Source organism: Streptomyces populi, assembly GCF_002911015.1.
Lineage (GTDB): Bacteria > Actinomycetota > Actinomycetes > Streptomycetales > Streptomycetaceae > Streptomyces > Streptomyces populi.
Window position 1 is genome coordinate 19,605 of record NZ_KZ626923.1, and the last position, 18,017, is coordinate 37,621.

Consider the following 18,017-nt stretch of genomic DNA (forward strand, 5'->3'; position numbering starts at 1 on the left):
GTCGTCCATTGGCCGTCACTGATCACCGAGCCCGCCGACCTGACGGTCGGCGGGCTCACGTCGTCAGCCCATCGAACGCAATCGATCCAGTTCACTCCCGATCCCGTCCCGCAGCACGTCATGCTGCGGACCCAGCCTGAACCCCTCGTCACTCCACCGGTCACCCGGATACAGCCACACAGGCTTGCCCACCAGCTCGGCCGGCTCCCACTCGAACCGTGGCCAGACGTGAGCATGCAAGAACGGGTCGGTGTTCCCCAGAATCTCCAGGTTGACCCGGCGGAAGCCGGGGTCCAGGCGTCGGCAGACGCGCTCAACGGCTTCTCCGAGCCGGTCCATGTCTGACAGGAACGACAGCCGCCTCGCCCTCGGCAGATCAGACAGCCGCTGAACACCTGGTTCGTCCACGAGGAGAACCGAGTAGCCCGGCAAGAACTGAACGTCGCCGATCACCGCGAACCCCGCCTCAAGCCGCCGCAGCACGGTCGGGTTCTCACCTCGCAGAGCAGCCCCGATCCGATCCATCCGCCAGTCACCAGTCATGGCCCCAACTTAGCCCCAGGTGATCAAGACCCGCTCTTCGCTCCCCACCCTCCCCACACACATCAAGAACCAACCAAGTGAGGCGAGGAGCGACCCCGGCCGTTTTCACCCATCAGTCAGCCGGACTGTCGAGGCCTCGACGTAGCTCGGTGCACGGTCTGGTGCGATGGGTGGCGGTCACGCGGGCGTCGAGCGGACGTTGGACGGTGCGCCGTCGGCCGCCTCCGTGGCCGCCACCGCAAGCGGTGCTGGTGCCCGTCGGCACTGGACGCATGTCTACGGAATGAACGTTCGAGTCAGGAGTCGATCTCCCAGTGAAGGGCGCCGGCTTGGGCGGGTGCTTTCAGCACCTCCGTGAGGGCTGCCGGGTCGGTGCCGGGCGGCAGGTCCACCGACAGGTATGTGCCCTGAAGCCACTCGTGTGGCAGGGCGGCTTCGACGACCTTGCCGTGCAGGAGCTCATGCAGCGGCTCCCGGTCCTGGTGGTCCACAACGAGCGCAACGCGAAGGGTCCGATGGCCGGACTTCTGCACCACCGAGGCCACCAGGTGGTTGCTGTCGATGGTCACCACGTCGAGGTAGCAGATTCCATAGGTGAAGAAAGGCAGACAGGTCACCTCGAACCTGCCCTCAGTGAGTTGGCGGGTCCACAACTGCTCGCGCCAGCCGTCCTGCCGGTCCGAGAGATCAGCGTGGATCATGTAGTTGGCGGGGCCCCGGCCGATGGGGTCCTCGTGCGTGATGACGGTGATGGGGTGCCTCCCGGAGCCGGATCGCGACCTCATGATCCTCCAGCAGCGCCTTCTGCTGGAATGCGGCGGGTCACGTTCAGTCGTCGCCAGCAGATGAGCGCGCATCCAAGGGTGAGGAAGGCTTCGTGGATGTCATCTCGGATCTCCCAGCGGATCCACAGGCGGCGGAACCGGTGCAGATGGGCGAACGCCCGCTCCACGAGCCAGCGGCGGGTGCCGAGTCCGGAGCCATGCTCGGTGCCCCTGCGGGCGATCAGCGGTTTCACACCGAGCGCGCGGACGAGGCGGTACTTGTCGTGGTCATAGCCTCGGTGGCCAAGCACCGCGTCGGGGCGGCGCCGGGGCCGGTCGCGCCTGCCCCGCACGGGCGGTACTGCTTCGAGTAGCGGGATGAGCTGGGTCACGTCGTTGCGATTGCCGCCGGTCAGGGTAGCGGCGAGCGGGATCCCGGTGGCGTCGGTGATCAGGTGATGCTTGCTGCCGGTTCTGCCCCGGTCAATGAGGCTTCGTCCGGCCTTAGCTCCCCCTTTAGAGGTCGTTTTCTCCCATTGTTTCATCCCCGGATGCGGCTTTGGTTCCGTGGCATCGGGTCGCGCCAGAAGATGGCGTTCTCGCCGGTGAGGCGACGGGCCATGAGGCCGGTCACGGCAAGGTGGATCATGGCTTCGGGATGGGCGGACAGTGTCTCGTGGTCGCGGGCCAGCCGGCGGTGGAGCATGAGTCGGCCGTGAGTCCGCTCGACCGCCCATCGCTTCGGGATCGGAGTGAATCCCCTGATCCCGGGCTTGCGTTGGCCGATTTCCACGTCGATGCCGAGGGCGGCGGCGCGCTCGACGAGGTGGTGTCGGTAGCCGCCGACGCCCCCACTCCTTGCGGATGCGGGGATGGTCGGCGGCGCCCCGGTCCAGGAGCCGGGTGCCGACGATGGAGTCCCGCACACTCGCCGCCGACCCGTGCCGGCGTGCGGCCGCGGCCAGCCATAACACGCCAGCCGGGACGCGCCTGACCACCCGAAGAAGAGGAATCAGAGCGGCCCAGGACACTGAAGCCGTTCGCCCGCGGGAATGACATGAACACCGCCCTCCCGAACTTGCCATTCGGTCATGCCCGCCACTTCGGAAGTGATCACGAAGAGGCCTTGCGCACGAAAATCAGCCTCATCCAAAGCAGGAAGTGCCGCGATCTCGACCAGTTGATCATAAAGCCATGAAATGTCACCCTCCTGGACATCTCCTCCATAGGGCGCGAGGACGAACGCGGGCGAACGAGCGCGCGACGGATCGGCGCGGGGCTGAGCGCCGCGGTCAGATCGGGGACCGTTCGCGGACTCGGTCCGCTATCGCGCGGGCCAGCTCGACCGTGGTGCCCTTGCCGTGCAGGTCGGGGGTCAGGGGCGCCTCGGCGGGGCCGAGGGCCAGCACGTCCTCGATCGCACCGAGCAGGTGAGCGGCCGCCTCGGGGTGACCGAGGTGCTCCAGCATCATCGACGCGCACCAGATCTGGCCCACCGGGTTGGCGATTCCCTGCCCGGCGATGTCCGGGGCCGAGCCGTGCACCGGCTCGAACAGGCTGGGGTGGTCGCGCTCGGGGTTGATGTTGGCACTGGGGGCGATGCCGAGCGTTCCGGCACAGGCCGGGCCCAGGTCGGAGAGGATGTCGCCGAAGAGGTTGCTGGCCACCACGACGTCGAAGCGGTCGGGGTGCAGTACGAACTGCGCGGCCAGCGCGTCGATGTGGAGCTTGTCGACACGCACGTCGGGGAACCGCCCGCCCATCTCGGCGACGCGCTCGTCCCAGTACGGCATCGAGATGGAGATGCCGTTGCTCTTGGTGGCCGACATGAGGTGCCTGGCGGGGCGGCGCGCCGCCTGCTCGTACGCGAAGCGGAGCACCCGGTCGACGCCGGTGCGGGTCATGACCGTCTCCTGGAGCACGGTCTCGCGTTCGGTTCCCTCGAAGACGCGTCCGCCGACGCTGGAGTACTCGCCCTCGGTGTTCTCGCGCACGACGACGAAGTCGATGTCGCCGGGCTCGCGGTCGGCCAGCGGGCTGCGCACCCCGGGCATCAACCGGCAGGGGCGCAGGTTCACGTACTGGTCGAAGGTCCTTCTGATCTGCAGGAGACTGCCCCAGAGCGAAACGTGGTCGGGCACGACCTCGGGCCAGCCGACCGCGCCGAAGAAGACGGCGTCGTAGCCGCGCAGGGTCTCCTCCCAGTCGGCCGGCATCATCGTGCCGTGCCGCTGCCAGTAGTCGGCGCTGGCGAACCCGAACTCGTCGAGCTGGAGACTGATGCCGAAGCGGCTCGCGGTGGCGTGCAGCGCCTCGAGGCCGGCGGGCACGACCTCCTTGCCGATGCCGTCGCCGGGAATCACGGCGATGCGGTGCCCGCTCACCGTGCCTCCCGCAGCGCGCTGAGGCCGCCCTGGGCGTCGGACAGGGCGAGGCGCTCGGCGGTGGCCTCGTCGCGGGCGCGCAAGGCGCGGACCAGGGCGCGGTGGCTCGCGTACCGCTCCAGGCCGAACGTCTCGTCCTCGGCGACGCGGCTCAGCAGCAGCTCGCGGCGGCGGGTGCGGGTGAACACGCGGCTCTGCTCGAGCATGCGGACCAGCACCGGATTGTGGGCGCAGGCGCTGACCGTGTCGTTGAACTCCTGCATCGTGTCGAGCAGTTCGGTGAGGTGCCGGTCGGCGGGCCGGTCCTGGCGACGGCGTTCCTTGAGCAGGATGAGCAGGTCGTCGGCGCGGTCGAGGATGGCGTCGAGGGTGTCGAGCTGCTCGGCGGTGGCGTGCCGGGTGGCGAACCGGGCGACCAGGCCCCGCAGTCCGACCTCGACCTCCGCGAGGTCGTCGACGGCGGCGTCGCGGATCTCGGCGACCAGCACCGTACGCGGCCCGATCCGCTCGATGAGGCCGTCGATCTCCAGGCGTCGCAGCGCCTCACGGACCGGGGTGGGGCTGATGGCGAGCCGGTCGGCCATGCCTCGCTCGGTCACCTTCTCCCCCGCCGCGAGCTCGCCGCTGACGATCGCGGTGCGGACATATCGGTACGCCTGGTCGGCGAGGGTCTCGACGGAGTTCATGCCAGCACCCTAGCGCATGCCATGGCGAACTCATCTTGCAACTATTGATTTTTTTGCTGCATCAAAATAGCGTGCCGCCGGACACGTGGAGGTCACATGACTGAAGCCCCCCGGAGAATCACGCTCTTCATCGCGCTCGCCCTGTTCGCCCAGGAGGCGACCTGGAACTTCTACGACAGTCAGGTGCCCGTGCTGCTGCGCGAGCACGTCGGCAGCGCCGCACTGGTCGGTGCGCTCATGGGTATGGACAACCTGCTCGGCATCTTCGTCCAGCCGTGGATCGGCAACCGGTCGGACAACACCCGCACCCGGTGGGGACGGCGGGTGCCGTACCTGGCGGTCGGCATGCCCCTGGCGGCACTGTTGTTCGTCGCCCTGCCGTGGACCACGTCGGCGGCCACGCTGATCGCGGTCATGGTCGGGTACGCGCTGGTCGCCAACACCATGCGCCCGCTCGCCGAGTCGCTGGTCCCGGACTTCATCGCGCCGGAACGGCGCAGCCGCGCCAACGCCATCGTCAAGATCGCCACCGCGCTGACCATCATCGTCGCGTCGCTGATCAGCGTCTTCGTCGTCGACGAGCACCCCAGGGCGGCGTTCGCCATCCCGTCGGCGATCCTGCTGCTGGTCACCGCGGTGGTTGTCGTCAAGGTGCGCGACAACCGGTCGCCCGCCTATCGGGCCGCGGTGGCCGAGGACGCGACCGCCGGGCCCGAGGCGGCACGCGAACCGTTCCGGCAGGTCATCACCGAGTTGGTCACCGACCGCGACCGGCGACGGCTCCTGCTGCTGCTCACCATCATGCTGTTCGGCGGCGCCTGGTTCGCCTCACGGTCGCTCGTCACCCCGTACGGCATGGAGACCCTCGGTCTTTCCCGCGGCGAAGCCGGCGGCCTCACCCTGCCCAGCGGCATCGCCTACGTGATCGCCGCCTACCCGGCCGCGCTGCTGACCGAACACTGGGGCCGACTGAAGACCATGGGCGCCGGGATGGCCCTGTTCGCCGGCGCGATGGTCGCCGGCGCCCTGTTCCGGACCACCACGGCGACGGTCGTCGTGTTCTGCATCGCCGCGGTCGGCGCCGCCGCCTTCCTGATCAATGCCGCCGTCGCGCTGTGGAACCTGGCCCCGTCCGACCGCGTGCTCGGCACCTACACCGGCCTGTACGCGGTGACCTGGTATCTCGGCGGTTTCGGCGGTCCCGCCCTGATCGGCGGCGCGGTCGACCTGGCGGGCTGGAACCTGATGATGCTCGACATCGCGGTGTTGGCCGTCCTGCCCCTTCTCGCCCTGCTCCGACTCGGCCGACTCCAGCGCCCGGCCCTCACCCCGATCCTGAAGTGAAGGCCCTATGCCGACCATTTTGATCACCACCGACCATCTGGCTCCGGGCGACGAGGTCGACGACTATCTCACCGGGCTCGGCTTCACCACCCGCCACGACCCGATGCGCGGACAGCGCACCGCCGGCCAACTGGTCACCGCGCTGGCCGGCGTGACGGGCGCCTTGATCGCCAACGAGCCGATGACGGCCGAGGTGTTCGGCCGGGCACCGCAGCTGCGGGCCGTGGTGCGTACCGGCGTCGGATACGACTCCGTCGATGTCGCGGCCGCGTCGCGGCTCGGCATCAGTGTCAGCAACCTGCCGGGGGTCAACGCCAACGCGGTCGCCGAGTACACCATCGGGCTGCTGCTCGTGCAGGCCCGCGACCTGGTCGGCACGGCCGCCGGGGTCGCCGCGGGCGGCTGGCCCCGCCGCGACGGCCTCGAGCTGCGGGGCAGGACGCTCGGCATCATCGGGCGCGGGACGGTCGCCCGGCGGGTACGGCCACTGGCCGAGGCGTTCGGCATGCACGTGCCCGAGGGCCTCCCCCTGGACGACCTGCTCAGCGTGTCGGACTTCGTGTCGATCCACACCGCGCTCACCGACCGGACCCGGCACCTGATCGACGCCTCGGCCCTGGCCAGGATGAAACCGACCGCGCACCTGATCAACACCGCACGCGGCGGCATCGTCGACGAGAACGCCCTGGCCGACGCCGTCCGAACCGGCCGGATCGCCGGAGCGGCCCTGGACGTCGCGGACACCGAGCCGCTGCCGGCCGGGAGTGTGCTGCGTGGCGTCGACGGGATCACCGTCTTCTCGCACATGGCCGGGCAGACGGCCGAGGCCCGGCGCGACGCAGGGATCGAGGGCGCCCGCGAACTGGTCGCCGCCCTCGCCGGGCACCCCGCGCACGCCGTGGGAGGACCGCTGTGAGCGTGAGCGGCGCGGACGTCATCGTCGTCGGTGCCCGGCCGACCGGGCTCGTCGCCACGTTCAAGCGCGACGGTGCCGACTTCGTCGTCGCCGACGGTCTCGACGAACCGGTGGCGGGCATGAACGCGCTCACCTCCAGGCCGCTGCTCAACCCGGCCGGGGTGCGGCGCACGGCCGAGGCGCGGCGCACGGCCGAGGCCCGCGACCGGCAGCCGCCCAACGGCTTCACCCAGGATCTGCGGCTCGCGGCGATCCGCGACTTCCGCAACCACCGCGGCGCCCGGCCGATGCGAACCGTCGCGCCGCACCGCCTGCTCGACCGCAAAGCCGGACCGTTGATCGCGGTGCGCCTGCGCGTTCTCACCCGCAAGCCGCCCGGCGGCCTGCACACCGACCCGGACGGCCGGATTCGGTCCGCCGACGGGCAGTCGGCGCCCGGTCTGCACGCCGCGGATGAGGCCGCCGGGTCCGGTGGCGGCGACATGCACGGCCACCGCGCCCTGGAAGACACCTTCCTCGGCGGTTGCCTGTTCTCCGGCCGCCAGGCGGCCTGGACCATCGGCTCCATCACGAAAAGAGGAACATCCCGGTGAACGAAGTACGCGTCCTCACACCCGTCGGCATGCTCGGCGCGGGATTCCCGCCCGAGACCCTGACCCGCGGCCTCGAGCTGGGCGCAGACGTGATCGCCGTGGACGGCGGCTCGACCGACTCCGGCCCCTACTACCTGGGCGCCGGCATCGCCAAGACCGCCGCCGCGGCCGTCGCCCAGGACCTGCGGCTGCTCCTGCGCGCCGCCGCCGACGCGGGAATCCCGCTGATCATCGGCTCGTGCGGAACCAGCGGCACCGACTCGGGCGTCGACTGGGTCGCCGGCATCACCCGCGGCATCCTCGCCGAGGAGGGCCTCGATCTGAAGGTCGCGACCATCTACAGCGAGCAGCGGGCCGCCGATCTCGGCGCGCGGCTCGACCGGATCCACCCGCTGCCGCCGGCCAGTCCGCTCGACGCCGCGACGCTCGACAGTTGCCGGCACATCGTCGGCATGATGGGCCACGAGCCGATCGTGGCGGCCCTGGAGGCCGGCGCCGACGTGGTGCTCGCCGGACGGGCCACCGACACCGCCATCGCGGCCGCGTTCCCGCTGATGAAGGGCATGTCGGCCGGGCCCGTCTGGCACGCCGCGAAGATCGTCGAGTGCGGCGGGCAGTGCACCACGAACCCGCGCGCCGGCGGGGTGCTGGCCACCATCGACGCGGCCGGCTTCACGATCGAGCCGCTCGACGCGGACAACGCGTGCACACCGACGTCGGTCGCCGCACACATGCTCTACGAGACGGTCGATCCGTTCACCATGCGTGAGCCGGCCGGCACCATCGACGTGTCCGAGGCCGTCTACCAGGCCCTCGACCCGCGTCGGGTGCGGGTGGAGAAGTCCCGGTTCGTACCCGCCGACCAGCACACGATCAAACTCGAGGGGGCACGGATCACCGGGTACGAGACCATGTCGTTCACCGCGATCCGCGATCCGCACATCCTCGGGCAGCTCGACACGTGGGCGGCCCTGATGCGGAAGATGATCGGCGAGTGGGTGAGCCGTACCCTCGGCCTGGACGGCGACGACTACGCCTTCGACCTGCGGCTGTACGGCTACGACGCGATCCTCGACGGCATCGAGCCGGACCGGCGGCCACCCCGCGAGGTCGGTGTCATGCTGCTCGTGCGGGCCGCCGACCAGGAGACCGCCACGGCGATCGCCAAGGTCGCCAACCCGCTCATGCTGCACCTGCCGACGCCGGACATGAACTACCTGCCGAGCCTCGCGTTCGCGACCTCGCCGGCCGAGACCGAGCGTGGCGCCGTCTACGAGTTCGCGCTGCACCACGTCGTCGACGTGGACTCCCCGACCAGCATGTTCCGCATCAACCTGCCGGAGGACGGCGATGCCTGAGACCCGTACGATCGCCGACCTGGCCCTCGAGGTCCGGTCCAAGAACGCCGGCCCGTTCTGGGTGACGATGGAACTGTTCATGCGCGACACGGCCGGTTACACGACCGTCGCCGACCCCGGCTATCTCAACGCGTCGGTGATCGCCCGGCTGTACGGCGTCGACGCGGACACCGTGCAGATCTTCCGCATCCCGGCGCTGGACGTCGTCAAGATCTCGTTCCCGCGCCCGGTCCCACAGGGCAGCCTCCGCGACCGCGACATCCACGCGGGCCAGCATCACGTGCCGCTGGCGCTGTTCCCGCTCCCGGACCGGTGATCGACTCAGGCCGGAGGCACGTCGGTGAACGCGGCCGGCGCGGGCCCGGGCCGACGGCGGCTGCACCGGCCGCCTCACCGACCGGGCCGACCGGCCTCTCGGGCTCGTCCTCGACATCGTCCGCCGGGGTGAGGACGTCCGCGGCCTCCGGCCACCGCCCCGCCACCGGGTCGTCGAGCGGCCCTTCGCCCGGTTTCCGCGCAGCCGACGCCTGGTCCGGGACCATGAACGACGCACCGACACGAGCGAAGCCGTCATCCGCCGGTCGATGAGCGCGCTCATGAACCGCCGCCCGGCCGCACAGCCCCATCGGCCTGCCGCGCTGTCAGCAGGATGAACCCTCCGGGCTTCGCCTCCACCGGCCGGCCCCGTTCCACCAGCCTCTTCAACCATGCTCCCGCACCCTCGACGCGTCAGGCGCAGGCGCTGTCCCAGCCGAGCACCACGGCCGCCCGCCGGGCACCCAGCCCGACGGGCGGCCGACCACCACGGGGGGGCTTCCTCCTCGGCCGGCGCCTCCAGATACTGCTCGAGCCCGATCACCCGGCGCCCGAGGACCTCCTCCGCATCGGCCAAGTCCGCCCGCACCCCCTCCAGTTCGGCTTCGAGCTCCTCCACCCGCACCACCGCGGCCCTCCACCGCGCTTCCAGAACCGCCCGCATCGACGGCATCCGAGACCCCCACGGCAACTCGATCAGCAACGGGTCGAGGCTTCCACGACAGCCGCAAACCCATACCTGACCAGCGGAATCCGCACACGAGGTCCAGAAAGAGAACGGCCTCTGATACAAAGGGCGGCGGCGAGACGCACCTCACACCGGATCGTCCGTCATGACGAAATCGAGCTGATTCCGGGCGCCGCCCCATTTCCCGTAGCCGAGCAGGCGGTGCCGGCCGGCCCGGAGCCCGGGCCGCGCCTGGTTCTTCCAGGTCATCATGAACATCGGCTTGTCCCGCTCCTCGACCGCGACGGTCGCGCCCTCGAACGGCTTGCCCTTCGCAGTGAACGCACACCGCGACCAGTCCAGCTCGCCGCACGAGCCCAGCTCATCCAGAACCACGCGGTGCAGCTTGGCGTCGAAGTGGAACGACGTGCCCAACACCATCGCGTCGATGTCTTCCTCCAGCGTCGACCTGACAAGGCGACGTGGTACGAGGGCGGCGATGACGGCTGCATCGAGTACCCAAGGCCACCAGTACCGAGCGCGGAACCGGCCTGCCTACCCCTCATCGGCCTCCTGGGCGGCGGCTTCGTTGGCGCGGTCGATCTCGGCCATGTGCTCCTCCGCCCAGGTCCGCAGCCCCGCAAGCGCGGCTTCCAGGGACAGCCCGAGTCCGGTGAGCCGGTAGAAGACCCGCGGCGGCACGGTCGGTTCGACCCGGCGTGACACCAGCCCGTCGCGGGTCAGGCTTCGCAGGGTCACGGACAGCATCTTCTGTGACACGCCGGGCATCCGGCGTCTCAGCTCCGCGAAACGCACCTCGTCCGGTGCGGCATCGGCGAGCGTCTTGACAGCCATGGACGTCCACTTCGTACCGATGCGGTCCAGCAACTGCCGCGTCGGGCAATGGGGATCGAACAGATCGCCGCGCACCCCGCGACCGGGGGCCCCGGCTCCTCGGGTGGTCACCTGTGGCTCACCACCTTCCCTGAAAGTGCCGTCTAGGAAGCGGCCGGTCAGTTACCTATCGTTTTGTGGTCACCAATGGTAACCACCCGGGAGGAGCCGTCATGCCCGTCACCACCTCACACCACCTGCACCGCATCGCGACGAACGGCGTCCAGCTCAATGTCGCAATCGCCGGGGACGGACCTGCCGTTCTCCTGCTGCACGGCTTCCCGCACACCTGGCAACTCTGGAACGGGATCATGGGCCGACTGGCCGGACAGTACCGGGTCATCGCCCCGGACCTGCGAGGCTTCGGTGCCAGTGCACGCACTGTCGAGGGTTACGACGCGGGCACCCTCGCCGCCGATGTCGAAGGGCTGCTCGACGCACTCGGCGAGCCCTCGGCAGCGGTGGTCGGCATTGACGCGGGCACCGCCCCCGCTGTCCTGCTCGCGCTGCGCCGGCCCGGCCTCGTCCGGCGCCTGGTCGTGATGGAGGCACTGCTCGGCCGCCTGCCCGGAACAGAACCCGTCGTCGCGGGCGGTACCCCGTGGTGGTTCGGCTTCCACGCCGTCCCCGGCCTCGCCGAGACCGTGCTGGCCGGCAACGAGGCCCCGTACGTCGACTGGTTCCTCGACTCGGGGACGCTCGGGCGAGGAGTACCCGACGACATCCGTGCGGCCTTCGTCCACGCGTACACAGGGAGTGAGGCCCTGATCTGCGCGTTCTCCTACTACCGGGCCCTGCCCACCAGCGCGCAGCAGATCCAGGACGCTGTCGCGACGGCTCGGCTGACCATGCCCACCATGGCCGTCGGCTCTCACCCCGTCGGCCGCGGGCTCGAGCGCCAACTCCGTCCCATCGCCGATGACCTGGTCGGACACCATCTCCAGGACTGCGGCCACATCATCCCTCTGGACCGCCCCGACGCGTTGTTCGCGCTCCTCGCCCCCTTCCTCTCCGCCGATCTGCCGAAGTGACCGGAGCGGGGCCGAAGGATCACGGTCGGCGGTTCGGGCGTTCGTCCCAGTGGTGAGTTGTCCTGGACCGCCGGCCCTGGCCTTCCACCACACCGTCCTCGACGAGCAGGATCATGTCCGATCCGACCGCCGTGCGGCCGAAGACCGGCCACACGCCGACCGTGACCGAGACCGCGCTCGTCTTCCTCGAGGACGCCCGCCGCCGCGGCGGCGATGTGTGCCGACCGCTGGACCGGATCCCCGAGGCGCACCATCCGATCGGGAGCGGTGAGGCCGTCAACCCGACCGCTGCACCCGTCCGACTGCGGATCGCGATCTGGATCACCGACTTCTACAACACACACCGGCTACACAGCGTGTGTGGATATCAGAGTCCGATCGACTATGAGCGCGGCCACCGGGCCGACACCGCCTTGGAGCCGGCTGCTTGGGAGATCTCCACGATTCGAGGGGATCGACAACGGGCTCGTCCCCCGGAGCGGGATCGATGGCAGTGCCGCTCCACCAACCCGATCGGCTGCAGTGTCAGGTGTTTTCTCGTTGCTCCACAGCGTGGCCGATGAGTTTGTGGCTCCCGACCGGTCCAAGCTCGTGACACCCCAGGAAAGGACACCGCCATGTCGGAGCTTCTCGTCGACTTCATCACCTCCCTCGACGGCTGCGCATCGGGAGAGGGATGGCCCGGGTTCTGGGGCCTCGAGGGCCCGGAGTACCTCGCATGGCTCGGCGAGCAGCCCGAGGCCACCTACCTGATGGGAGCGAACACCTACCGCCTGATGTCGGGCTTCGCCGCAGGCGAGGTCCCGAAGGGCCAGGACGAGTTCAGGCCCGAGGAAGAGGCGTCCGTCGACGAGCTCACGCAAGCGTCCAAGGTGGTGTTCTCCTCCTCGCTCGAGGAGCCGCTGATGTGGGCCAACTCCACGCTCGTCCGCGACGACGCCGTCGAGGCGGTCCGCGCCATGAAGTCGGGCGGCCCGGGACTCCTCAGCACGATCGGCAGCCTCAGCCTGTGCCGGTCCCTGCTACGAGCCGGACTCGTCGACCGCTTCCGGGTCGTGATGTTCCCGGTGATCACCGGGGCCACGGGCGAGGAACGCATCTACGACGGCTACCCGGACGTCGCCCTCGAGATGATCGAGCACCGCACCTTCGACGGCCGCATCCAGCTGGTCGAGTACAAGCCCCGCGTACTCGAGCACCCACCGCTCGGCACCCCTGCGTGACATCGCCCCGTCCGCCGGACTGGACGGCACCAGGCCAGCACGGTCTGTGCGGCCAGGTCCACGGTGGGGACGGCGAACAGGACGAGCCGTGCGTCGCGAGTTCGTCCGCCAGCCGGATCGACACCAGCGTCTTGCCGATGCCTGTCGCCGACACGTACAGGGCGCGCGTTCCGGGCTGCCGCAGATGACGCGCCAGCCGCTTGACCGCCTCTGCCTGGTCGGGAAAGAGCCGCACACCCGGGGCGGCCGGGGAGCGGCAGTTCCACCACAGTCATGGCAGCTCTTCTCCGAGTCAGTGGCTCCAGTAGTCGCGGCGGGGCAGTTCGACCCACACATCGGGCGGTCCGGTCACGGCGCGCCTGTCGGTCGGGCACAGTCCTGCGAAGGCACAGGCGTAGGCGACGGCGTTGTGCTGGTAGAGGTAGGAGGCCAGCACCTCCGCGGAGGTGTCGTTCTCGTCCGGTCCTCCGCCGGGGTGCAGGTCTGAGCCCTCGATCGTTCCATGCCGGGCGATGCTGCCCTGGTTGCCGCTCTTGGGATTGGCGTAGAGGCCGTAGCAGAGTGTGCCGGCGGACAACCGGGTCAGCACGCCCGGCATCTGCGGCGCGTATCCCCAGGGCTGGGTGACGACGCAGCCGCCCGGCACGGACGTCACGCCGATAATGTGCAGGCTCTCGTCCATGTCGTACGCGTAGCGGTCCTCCAGCAGCTCATTCAGCACTTCGAGGAGGTCGCCGTCCACCACCGGCGTCGCCTGGAGACGGCTCACCGCTCTGGTCGCGTCGATGCCGGCCACGCAGGCCAGACCCGTGCCGTCGTAGTAGAACTCGCCCAGCGCCGCGGTGAGCCGGTCGGCCTCCTGCGCCGCCGCACGCTCGGCGTCGGTCAGGGACACCCCTTCCGGTACCGGGAACAGCTCCGGCGTCGGTCCGGCCAGGCTCAGCCGCCCCGGCGACCAGCCGCCGAGCGACAGCCGCCAGGGATCGGCCCCGGCGGCGGCGAGCGCCCGTGCGTTGGCCGGCTTGCGGGACATGACGGCTTCCCACAGGGCTGTCACCCCGTCCTCCAGCGCGTCCACATCCGCAACCCGGCGGGCCAGTTCCGCGACGGTGTCCTGGGAGCCGAACATCGCTGCCCGGTGCAGGGGCCGGCGCCCGTGCCAGCTGTCCGGATCGGCACCTTCGTCGAGGCGCCGGCGGATGTCGTCGGCATCCGTCCAGTCCCAGCCCATACCGGCCCAGCCGTCACTGCCTGCTGTCATCGCTCCCCCTCCACTTCGCACGCCCTCACCCGAGAGCAGAGCCACGGCACGAGCGCACAACCCTCCCCGCCGCCGGCGCCCAGCCCCGGCCGGTAATCGGACTCTAGCCAGGAACAGCCACTCCACGACAGCGAACCCGCCCAGCCCCAACTGCCAAACGGCAGCCACTTGGTCACCTCATGACAGCAGACCAGCACACGCCCACAGCGCATGACCAGGCGATCAACAACCGAACACCGCTGACGCACAACCCCTGCCCCCAACAAGCCCACTCACAGTGTCGGGCGCCTGGTGCCGCGAGATCGAGCCGGGCATGCGGCACCAGGTCGAAGCGGGCCCGAAAGGGTGCCCACATGCCGAGGAGTCATCTGGCCATGAACACCATGCCGACCGTGCCTGCGGGACCTCCACGCTTCTCACGTGCGCTATTTGACGGAAGTCCTTCGCCCTTGGCGCCCTGACGAGTTGGTGCGTGATAGCGGGTGAGGTGTCGCGCTTGGCTGGTGGCATGGTCCGGGTGTGGCGATCATGGTCGATCGAGTGATGCCGACACATCGGCTGTTCACGGGGATCTCTCGACGCCATCTGTCTTGTCAGATGGCGGAGTTGGCGGAGCCGTGGCAGGCAGGCCTTGAAGGGCGCCGTCATGCTGCGCGGGGCGGAATCCGCAAGCGGGCCGAAGGCGCCGGTGCCCGCCACCAGCTGGCGTTCGTCGACCGGCTGGTGATCACGCCGATCCATCTGCGGCACGATCTGCCGCACGCGGTACCGGGCCCGTTGTCCGGCGTCGGCCGCTCCACCGTCACCCGCGCGATCGCAGAGACACGTGCGCTCCTGGCCGAGCAGGGATGCGCGGTCCCCGAAGAACCTGGCCTGCGATTAAGGACTTTGGCGATGTGTTCGCCTACGCACGGGCCGAGGGCGTCGAGCTGCGGCCGGACGCCACCGAGATCCAGGCCCGCCGGCCACCGGCCGGACGTGGCGGCCGGCGCGCGTTCGTCTCCGGGAAGAAGAAGCAGAACACGATGAAGGCCATCGTCATCGCAGACCGGCGGGGCCGCACGTCATGGACCGACGCCCTGCGACCTGGTCGTATGCACGATGCCACGGCCGCCCGCAACGAGGGCATCGCCGTCTGCTTCCGGCACTTCCTCGAGTCGAGGTCCTCCTGGACGACGGCTGCCTCGGCCTGAGCCGCGATCACCGCGGCGGCTCTGTCCGCAGTTCCGTGACGGCCTACGTCCTCATGCCGAGTGCTGATGCTTGTGCAGGGCTGCACCAGCCCGGAAGCGGAGGCGTCCGCAGCGCTCTTTGTCTTCGTCGGTTGCGTCGTCGGCGCAACAGCAGTGCTGCGCCAGCCGGCGCAAGTCCTCCGGGTCGAGCCATAGAGCGATACGGCCCTGTGCGGCTTCGGCTTCCGGAGCCGTGGGTTGTGGCGGCTTCATGGGTCCTGACTGTATGCCCAGCTCTGGGCGTCGCATGACCGGGTGAGGATCCGGGTGCGGAGAAGTTCGAACGAGGCTCGCCATGCATGGCTCGCTCGAGCGTTTTCACCCGGTTCACGTGTCCTTCGACCACCCCGGAACTCCACGGCAGGATGAGGCCGGCGGTGACGCGTCAAGGTCCTGACGGAGGAAGCCGGCGAAGCCCTTCATGGGCTTGGGTGCGTCCTGTCCGGCTTGCCGGATCCACTCCGGCAGCAGGTATCCGCGCTGGTGGCGAACCAGGTCGGCGAAGGCGCGGGCGAGGTCGCAGGCCCGGGTGATGTCCTGGCAGGCGAGCCGGACTGGGAGGAGGCGTTCGTCCTGGCCTTCGGTGAGGGTCTCCCGGGGCCGCATGGTCCAGGAGGTGATCTTGCGGGGGCTGGGGATGTCGGCCCGGACCGGTTCGGCGTGGCCCGCGCGCAGGGCGGCAAGGTGCTCGCGGACGACCTGGCGGCCGCCGCGGCAGCCGCGGGGCCCGGTCCGGCACCGCCAGGCCGTCAGCAGCCGCGTCCGGCCCGCGTCCAGCCGCAGACGGCGGCACAGCCGAGCGGCGGGACGGCCACCGAGCTCGATCGCGATCGACCGCAGCCAGCCTGCCGGCCCGGCGCTGGAACGACGGCAGGGCGCAGGCAGCCCCCGTGTCTGCTCGACGAATGTCGTGCGGGAACAGCTTTTCCGGTCGCAGAAGTACCGGCGTACCCGCAGTCGGACGATGACTCGGCGCGATCCCAACGGCCGCTCGTCCAGAGTACGTTGACACGTGCCGTGTACCCGGCGGGCCTGCTTGCGGCAGCCCGGGCACCGACCCGGGCAGGCCGTCGACACCACCTCCACCACCAGAACGCCCCAGAAGTCGCTCACCCCCTCCACTCACACATCAACCCCGGAAAACAGCACATCCCCAACCGCCTTGCCCGCCACGGCAGGAAGTACAGTGCCGAAACGATCCCGCCTTCCGACCGCCGACCAGGGGATCCACAAAACCGCAGACAGAGCCATGCAATTCCCCATCAACAGCGTCAGGTTCCCCAGCCAAACGTTCGAGCGCGGTAATGGGGTCGCTGTGTTCTCCCCCGGATAATCCGGGGACAGCCTGGAGCGGCCTTCGTATCTTGGGGCCATGACGGACGAGGCAGAGCCGAGGCTCGATCTGAACCGCTGGGGCGACACATCGGACCCGGCACCGGAGCGGCGGGGGCTCCGCCAGGACGCGTGCTCGTGCCTCGACCAGTCCAGGCCGCATCCGCGAGCCCGAGTCGGATTTCACGCCGAGCGGCAGGACACCTCGGCTCCGGGCTGGCGCCACCTGCTGGAACTGATCGACGAGGCCGCAGCCGACGGGCGCGAAGAGTTCCGTCCCCTGACCGAGCTCAGCCCGGAAGAACGGCGGCAGATCATCACCCTGCCACCGAGCATCGCCCAGCTGACGGCGGTCAGGCACCTCGTGCTCTACGGCAGCAATCTGGTGCGGATCCCGCCCGAGATCGGGGCCATGACCAGTCTGGAGGAGTTCACCCCCTACACCTCCTACCGATTGCACTGGTTCCCCTACGAGATCACCCGATGCCGGAAGCTGACCCGCAGCACGGTGAGCACGCGCGCGTTGTTCGGCAACTACAAGATGCGACCGCCGTTCCCGCAGCTACAGCCTTCCCCGGCCTCCGTCGCGGACCTCGATCCGGGAAATCTTGATCCCCGGCGCTGGGGTGCGACCGCCATCCGCCGTTGCAGTGTCTGCGACCGCCCGATCGAACAGAGCGGACTCCACCAGGTGTGGATCTCACTGCGCGTGGCCACCGACGTATTGCCCCTGCTGGTCAGCGCCTGCTCGGCGGCGTGTGTCGCCGCCCTGCCCGGCGGTGCTCGCGACTACATCCCCACACCCCACAAGGGCGGCCCAGTCGACCAGCCGGCGTCCGACTGGGACTGACCAGACGAGTACCTCCCCGCTCGCCGGAGAAACGACCACCGCCACACGCCTGAAACTCGAACGTCCGGGCGGGGAAACTGACGCTGCCGACGGGGACATACGTGATCGTCGGCAGCCATCCCCCTGACCATCCCGCCACTCTGCCGGGCGGCCTGGCGCGGCGGCCGGCTGGCGCGCAACCACGGCGGGCCACCCGGCCCACTCGCTTACCGTGCCGATCGCCACGGCCATCGCCACGAGCCTTCCCTTCGCTCAGACATCGGCAGATTCCTGGTGGCTGCATCTGCCAGGCATTCAACGACACGGCCGCCAAGGTCGACGGCCAGCCCGGCTGCACCTGCCGCTCCTGCGTCGTCCCGAGACAGCCAGCACGCACGGACGCGTCGATCTTTTGTGCACCGACCTATGCCGAGACAGCAACTGTGCCGAGTGGGCTGGCTCCGCCTGAGGCTGTGGCTCCGACGGCGGCTGTTCCGCTCTGCATAGTCGCGATGCCGGACAGGGCGGGTCTGTCAAACGAGTGGTGTAACTGGGGCAGTTGGGGTTACTGGCGGGCTGCTGAGAGGCGGCCGTCGAAGGTGATGTCGAAGGCGTTCAGCGCGGTCTTCCAGCGCATGGTCCAGC

Annotated in this window: 17 protein-coding genes and 4 pseudogenes; 10 read left to right on the forward strand and 11 right to left on the reverse strand. The window is 69.7% G+C overall.

Annotated elements, in window-relative coordinates; all coding sequences use genetic code 11:
• Positions 1-63 precede the first annotated feature (63 nt).
• From CW362_RS31270 to CW362_RS31295, 6 genes and pseudogenes are all read right to left on the reverse strand, one after another.
• Positions 64-543 carry an HIT family protein gene (locus tag CW362_RS31270; protein WP_103552968.1) on the reverse strand — a complete coding sequence of 160 codons (480 nt, stop codon included), beginning with the start codon at positions 541-543 and terminating at the stop codon, positions 64-66.
• A gap of 296 nt (positions 544-839) precedes the next feature.
• Positions 840-1,328, reverse strand: a complete 489-nt coding sequence (locus CW362_RS31275; protein WP_162684289.1) for a DUF4265 domain-containing protein — start codon at positions 1,326-1,328, stop codon at positions 840-842.
• Positions 1,325-1,825, reverse strand: a pseudogene (locus CW362_RS31280) (IS5 family transposase); the annotation flags it as partial. The pseudogene CW362_RS31280 and the gene CW362_RS31275, both read right to left, overlap by 4 nt.
• Positions 1,826-1,848: 23 nt before the next feature.
• Positions 1,849-2,245: pseudogene (locus tag CW362_RS45530) on the reverse strand (transposase family protein); the annotation flags it as partial.
• 354 nt (positions 2,246-2,599) lie between these two features.
• Positions 2,600-3,691 (reverse strand): tartrate dehydrogenase, encoded by a 1,092-nt coding sequence (locus CW362_RS31290; protein WP_103552970.1) that lies wholly within the window; start codon positions 3,689-3,691, stop codon positions 2,600-2,602.
• Entirely contained in the window at positions 3,688-4,377 is a 690-nt protein-coding gene (locus tag CW362_RS31295; protein WP_103552971.1) for a GntR family transcriptional regulator, read from the reverse strand. The genes CW362_RS31290 and CW362_RS31295 overlap by 4 nt, the downstream gene beginning before the upstream one ends.
• 96 nt (positions 4,378-4,473) lie before the next feature.
• Here CW362_RS31295 and CW362_RS31300 point away from each other — a divergent pair, with 96 nt between their 5' ends.
• The 5 genes from CW362_RS31300 to CW362_RS31320 are packed head-to-tail and all read left to right on the forward strand — an operon-like array spanning position 4,474 to position 8,904.
• Entirely contained in the window at positions 4,474-5,721 is a 1,248-nt protein-coding gene (locus CW362_RS31300) for an MFS transporter (protein ID WP_103552972.1), read from the forward strand.
• Between the two features lie 7 nt (positions 5,722-5,728).
• Positions 5,729-6,637: an NAD(P)-dependent oxidoreductase gene (locus CW362_RS31305; RefSeq protein WP_103552973.1), complete on the forward strand. Its 909-nt coding sequence runs from the start codon at positions 5,729-5,731 to the stop codon at positions 6,635-6,637.
• 2 nt (positions 6,638-6,639) lie between these two features.
• Positions 6,640-7,230 carry an FAD-binding protein gene (locus CW362_RS31310; RefSeq protein WP_103552974.1) on the forward strand — a complete coding sequence of 197 codons (591 nt, stop codon included), beginning with the start codon at positions 6,640-6,642 and terminating at the stop codon, positions 7,228-7,230.
• On the forward strand, positions 7,227-8,588 hold the full coding sequence (locus CW362_RS31315; RefSeq protein WP_103552975.1) for an acyclic terpene utilization AtuA family protein: 1,362 nt from the start codon (positions 7,227-7,229) through the stop codon (positions 8,586-8,588). Before CW362_RS31310 ends, CW362_RS31315 begins: the two co-directional genes overlap by 4 nt.
• Positions 8,581-8,904: a DUF4387 domain-containing protein gene (locus tag CW362_RS31320; protein WP_103552976.1), complete on the forward strand. Its 324-nt coding sequence runs from the start codon at positions 8,581-8,583 to the stop codon at positions 8,902-8,904. The genes CW362_RS31315 and CW362_RS31320 overlap by 8 nt, the downstream gene beginning before the upstream one ends.
• Positions 8,905-9,717: 813 nt before the next feature.
• Here the strand turns inward: CW362_RS31320 and CW362_RS31330 are convergent.
• Both CW362_RS31330 and CW362_RS31335 read right to left on the reverse strand, forming a co-directional pair.
• Positions 9,718-10,011 (reverse strand): hypothetical protein, encoded by a 294-nt coding sequence (locus tag CW362_RS31330; RefSeq protein ID WP_103552977.1) that lies wholly within the window; start codon positions 10,009-10,011, stop codon positions 9,718-9,720.
• A gap of 114 nt (positions 10,012-10,125) precedes the next feature.
• A complete protein-coding gene (locus CW362_RS31335) occupies positions 10,126-10,536 on the reverse strand; it encodes a winged helix-turn-helix transcriptional regulator (RefSeq protein WP_103552978.1) in 411 nt (136 codons plus the stop codon).
• Between the two features lie 101 nt (positions 10,537-10,637).
• On the opposite strand from CW362_RS31335, the gene CW362_RS31340 reads away from it, so the two are divergent.
• From CW362_RS31340 to CW362_RS31350, 3 genes are all read left to right on the forward strand, one after another.
• Entirely contained in the window at positions 10,638-11,495 is an 858-nt protein-coding gene (locus tag CW362_RS31340; RefSeq protein ID WP_103552979.1) for an alpha/beta fold hydrolase, read from the forward strand.
• A gap of 113 nt (positions 11,496-11,608) precedes the next feature.
• On the forward strand, positions 11,609-12,058 hold the full coding sequence (locus tag CW362_RS44900) for a hypothetical protein (RefSeq protein WP_240658130.1): 450 nt from the start codon (positions 11,609-11,611) through the stop codon (positions 12,056-12,058).
• A 54-nt stretch (positions 12,059-12,112) separates the two neighbouring features.
• Positions 12,113-12,718: a dihydrofolate reductase family protein gene (locus CW362_RS31350; protein ID WP_103552980.1), complete on the forward strand. Its 606-nt coding sequence runs from the start codon at positions 12,113-12,115 to the stop codon at positions 12,716-12,718.
• 145 nt (positions 12,719-12,863) lie between these two features.
• On the opposite strand, the pseudogene CW362_RS44905 reads toward CW362_RS31350, so the two are convergent.
• Both CW362_RS44905 and CW362_RS31360 read right to left on the reverse strand, forming a co-directional pair.
• Positions 12,864-12,953 (reverse strand): annotated as a pseudogene (locus tag CW362_RS44905) (hypothetical protein); the annotation flags it as partial.
• A 57-nt stretch (positions 12,954-13,010) separates the two neighbouring features.
• A complete protein-coding gene (locus tag CW362_RS31360; RefSeq protein ID WP_103552981.1) occupies positions 13,011-13,979 on the reverse strand; it encodes an ankyrin repeat domain-containing protein in 969 nt (322 codons plus the stop codon).
• A gap of 528 nt (positions 13,980-14,507) precedes the next feature.
• Between CW362_RS31360 and CW362_RS31365 the strand changes: the two are divergent.
• Positions 14,508-15,198: pseudogene (locus tag CW362_RS31365) on the forward strand (transposase family protein); the annotation flags it as partial.
• A 340-nt stretch (positions 15,199-15,538) separates the two neighbouring features.
• Here the strand turns inward: CW362_RS31365 and CW362_RS31375 are convergent.
• Positions 15,539-16,333, reverse strand: coding sequence for a transposase family protein (locus CW362_RS31375; protein WP_107502026.1), 795 nt, complete (start codon positions 16,331-16,333; stop codon positions 15,539-15,541).
• Between the two features lie 250 nt (positions 16,334-16,583).
• On the opposite strand from CW362_RS31375, the gene CW362_RS31380 reads away from it, so the two are divergent.
• Positions 16,584-17,393, forward strand: a complete 810-nt coding sequence (locus CW362_RS31380; RefSeq protein WP_103552984.1) for a hypothetical protein — start codon at positions 16,584-16,586, stop codon at positions 17,391-17,393.
• Positions 17,394-18,017 lie beyond the last annotated feature (624 nt).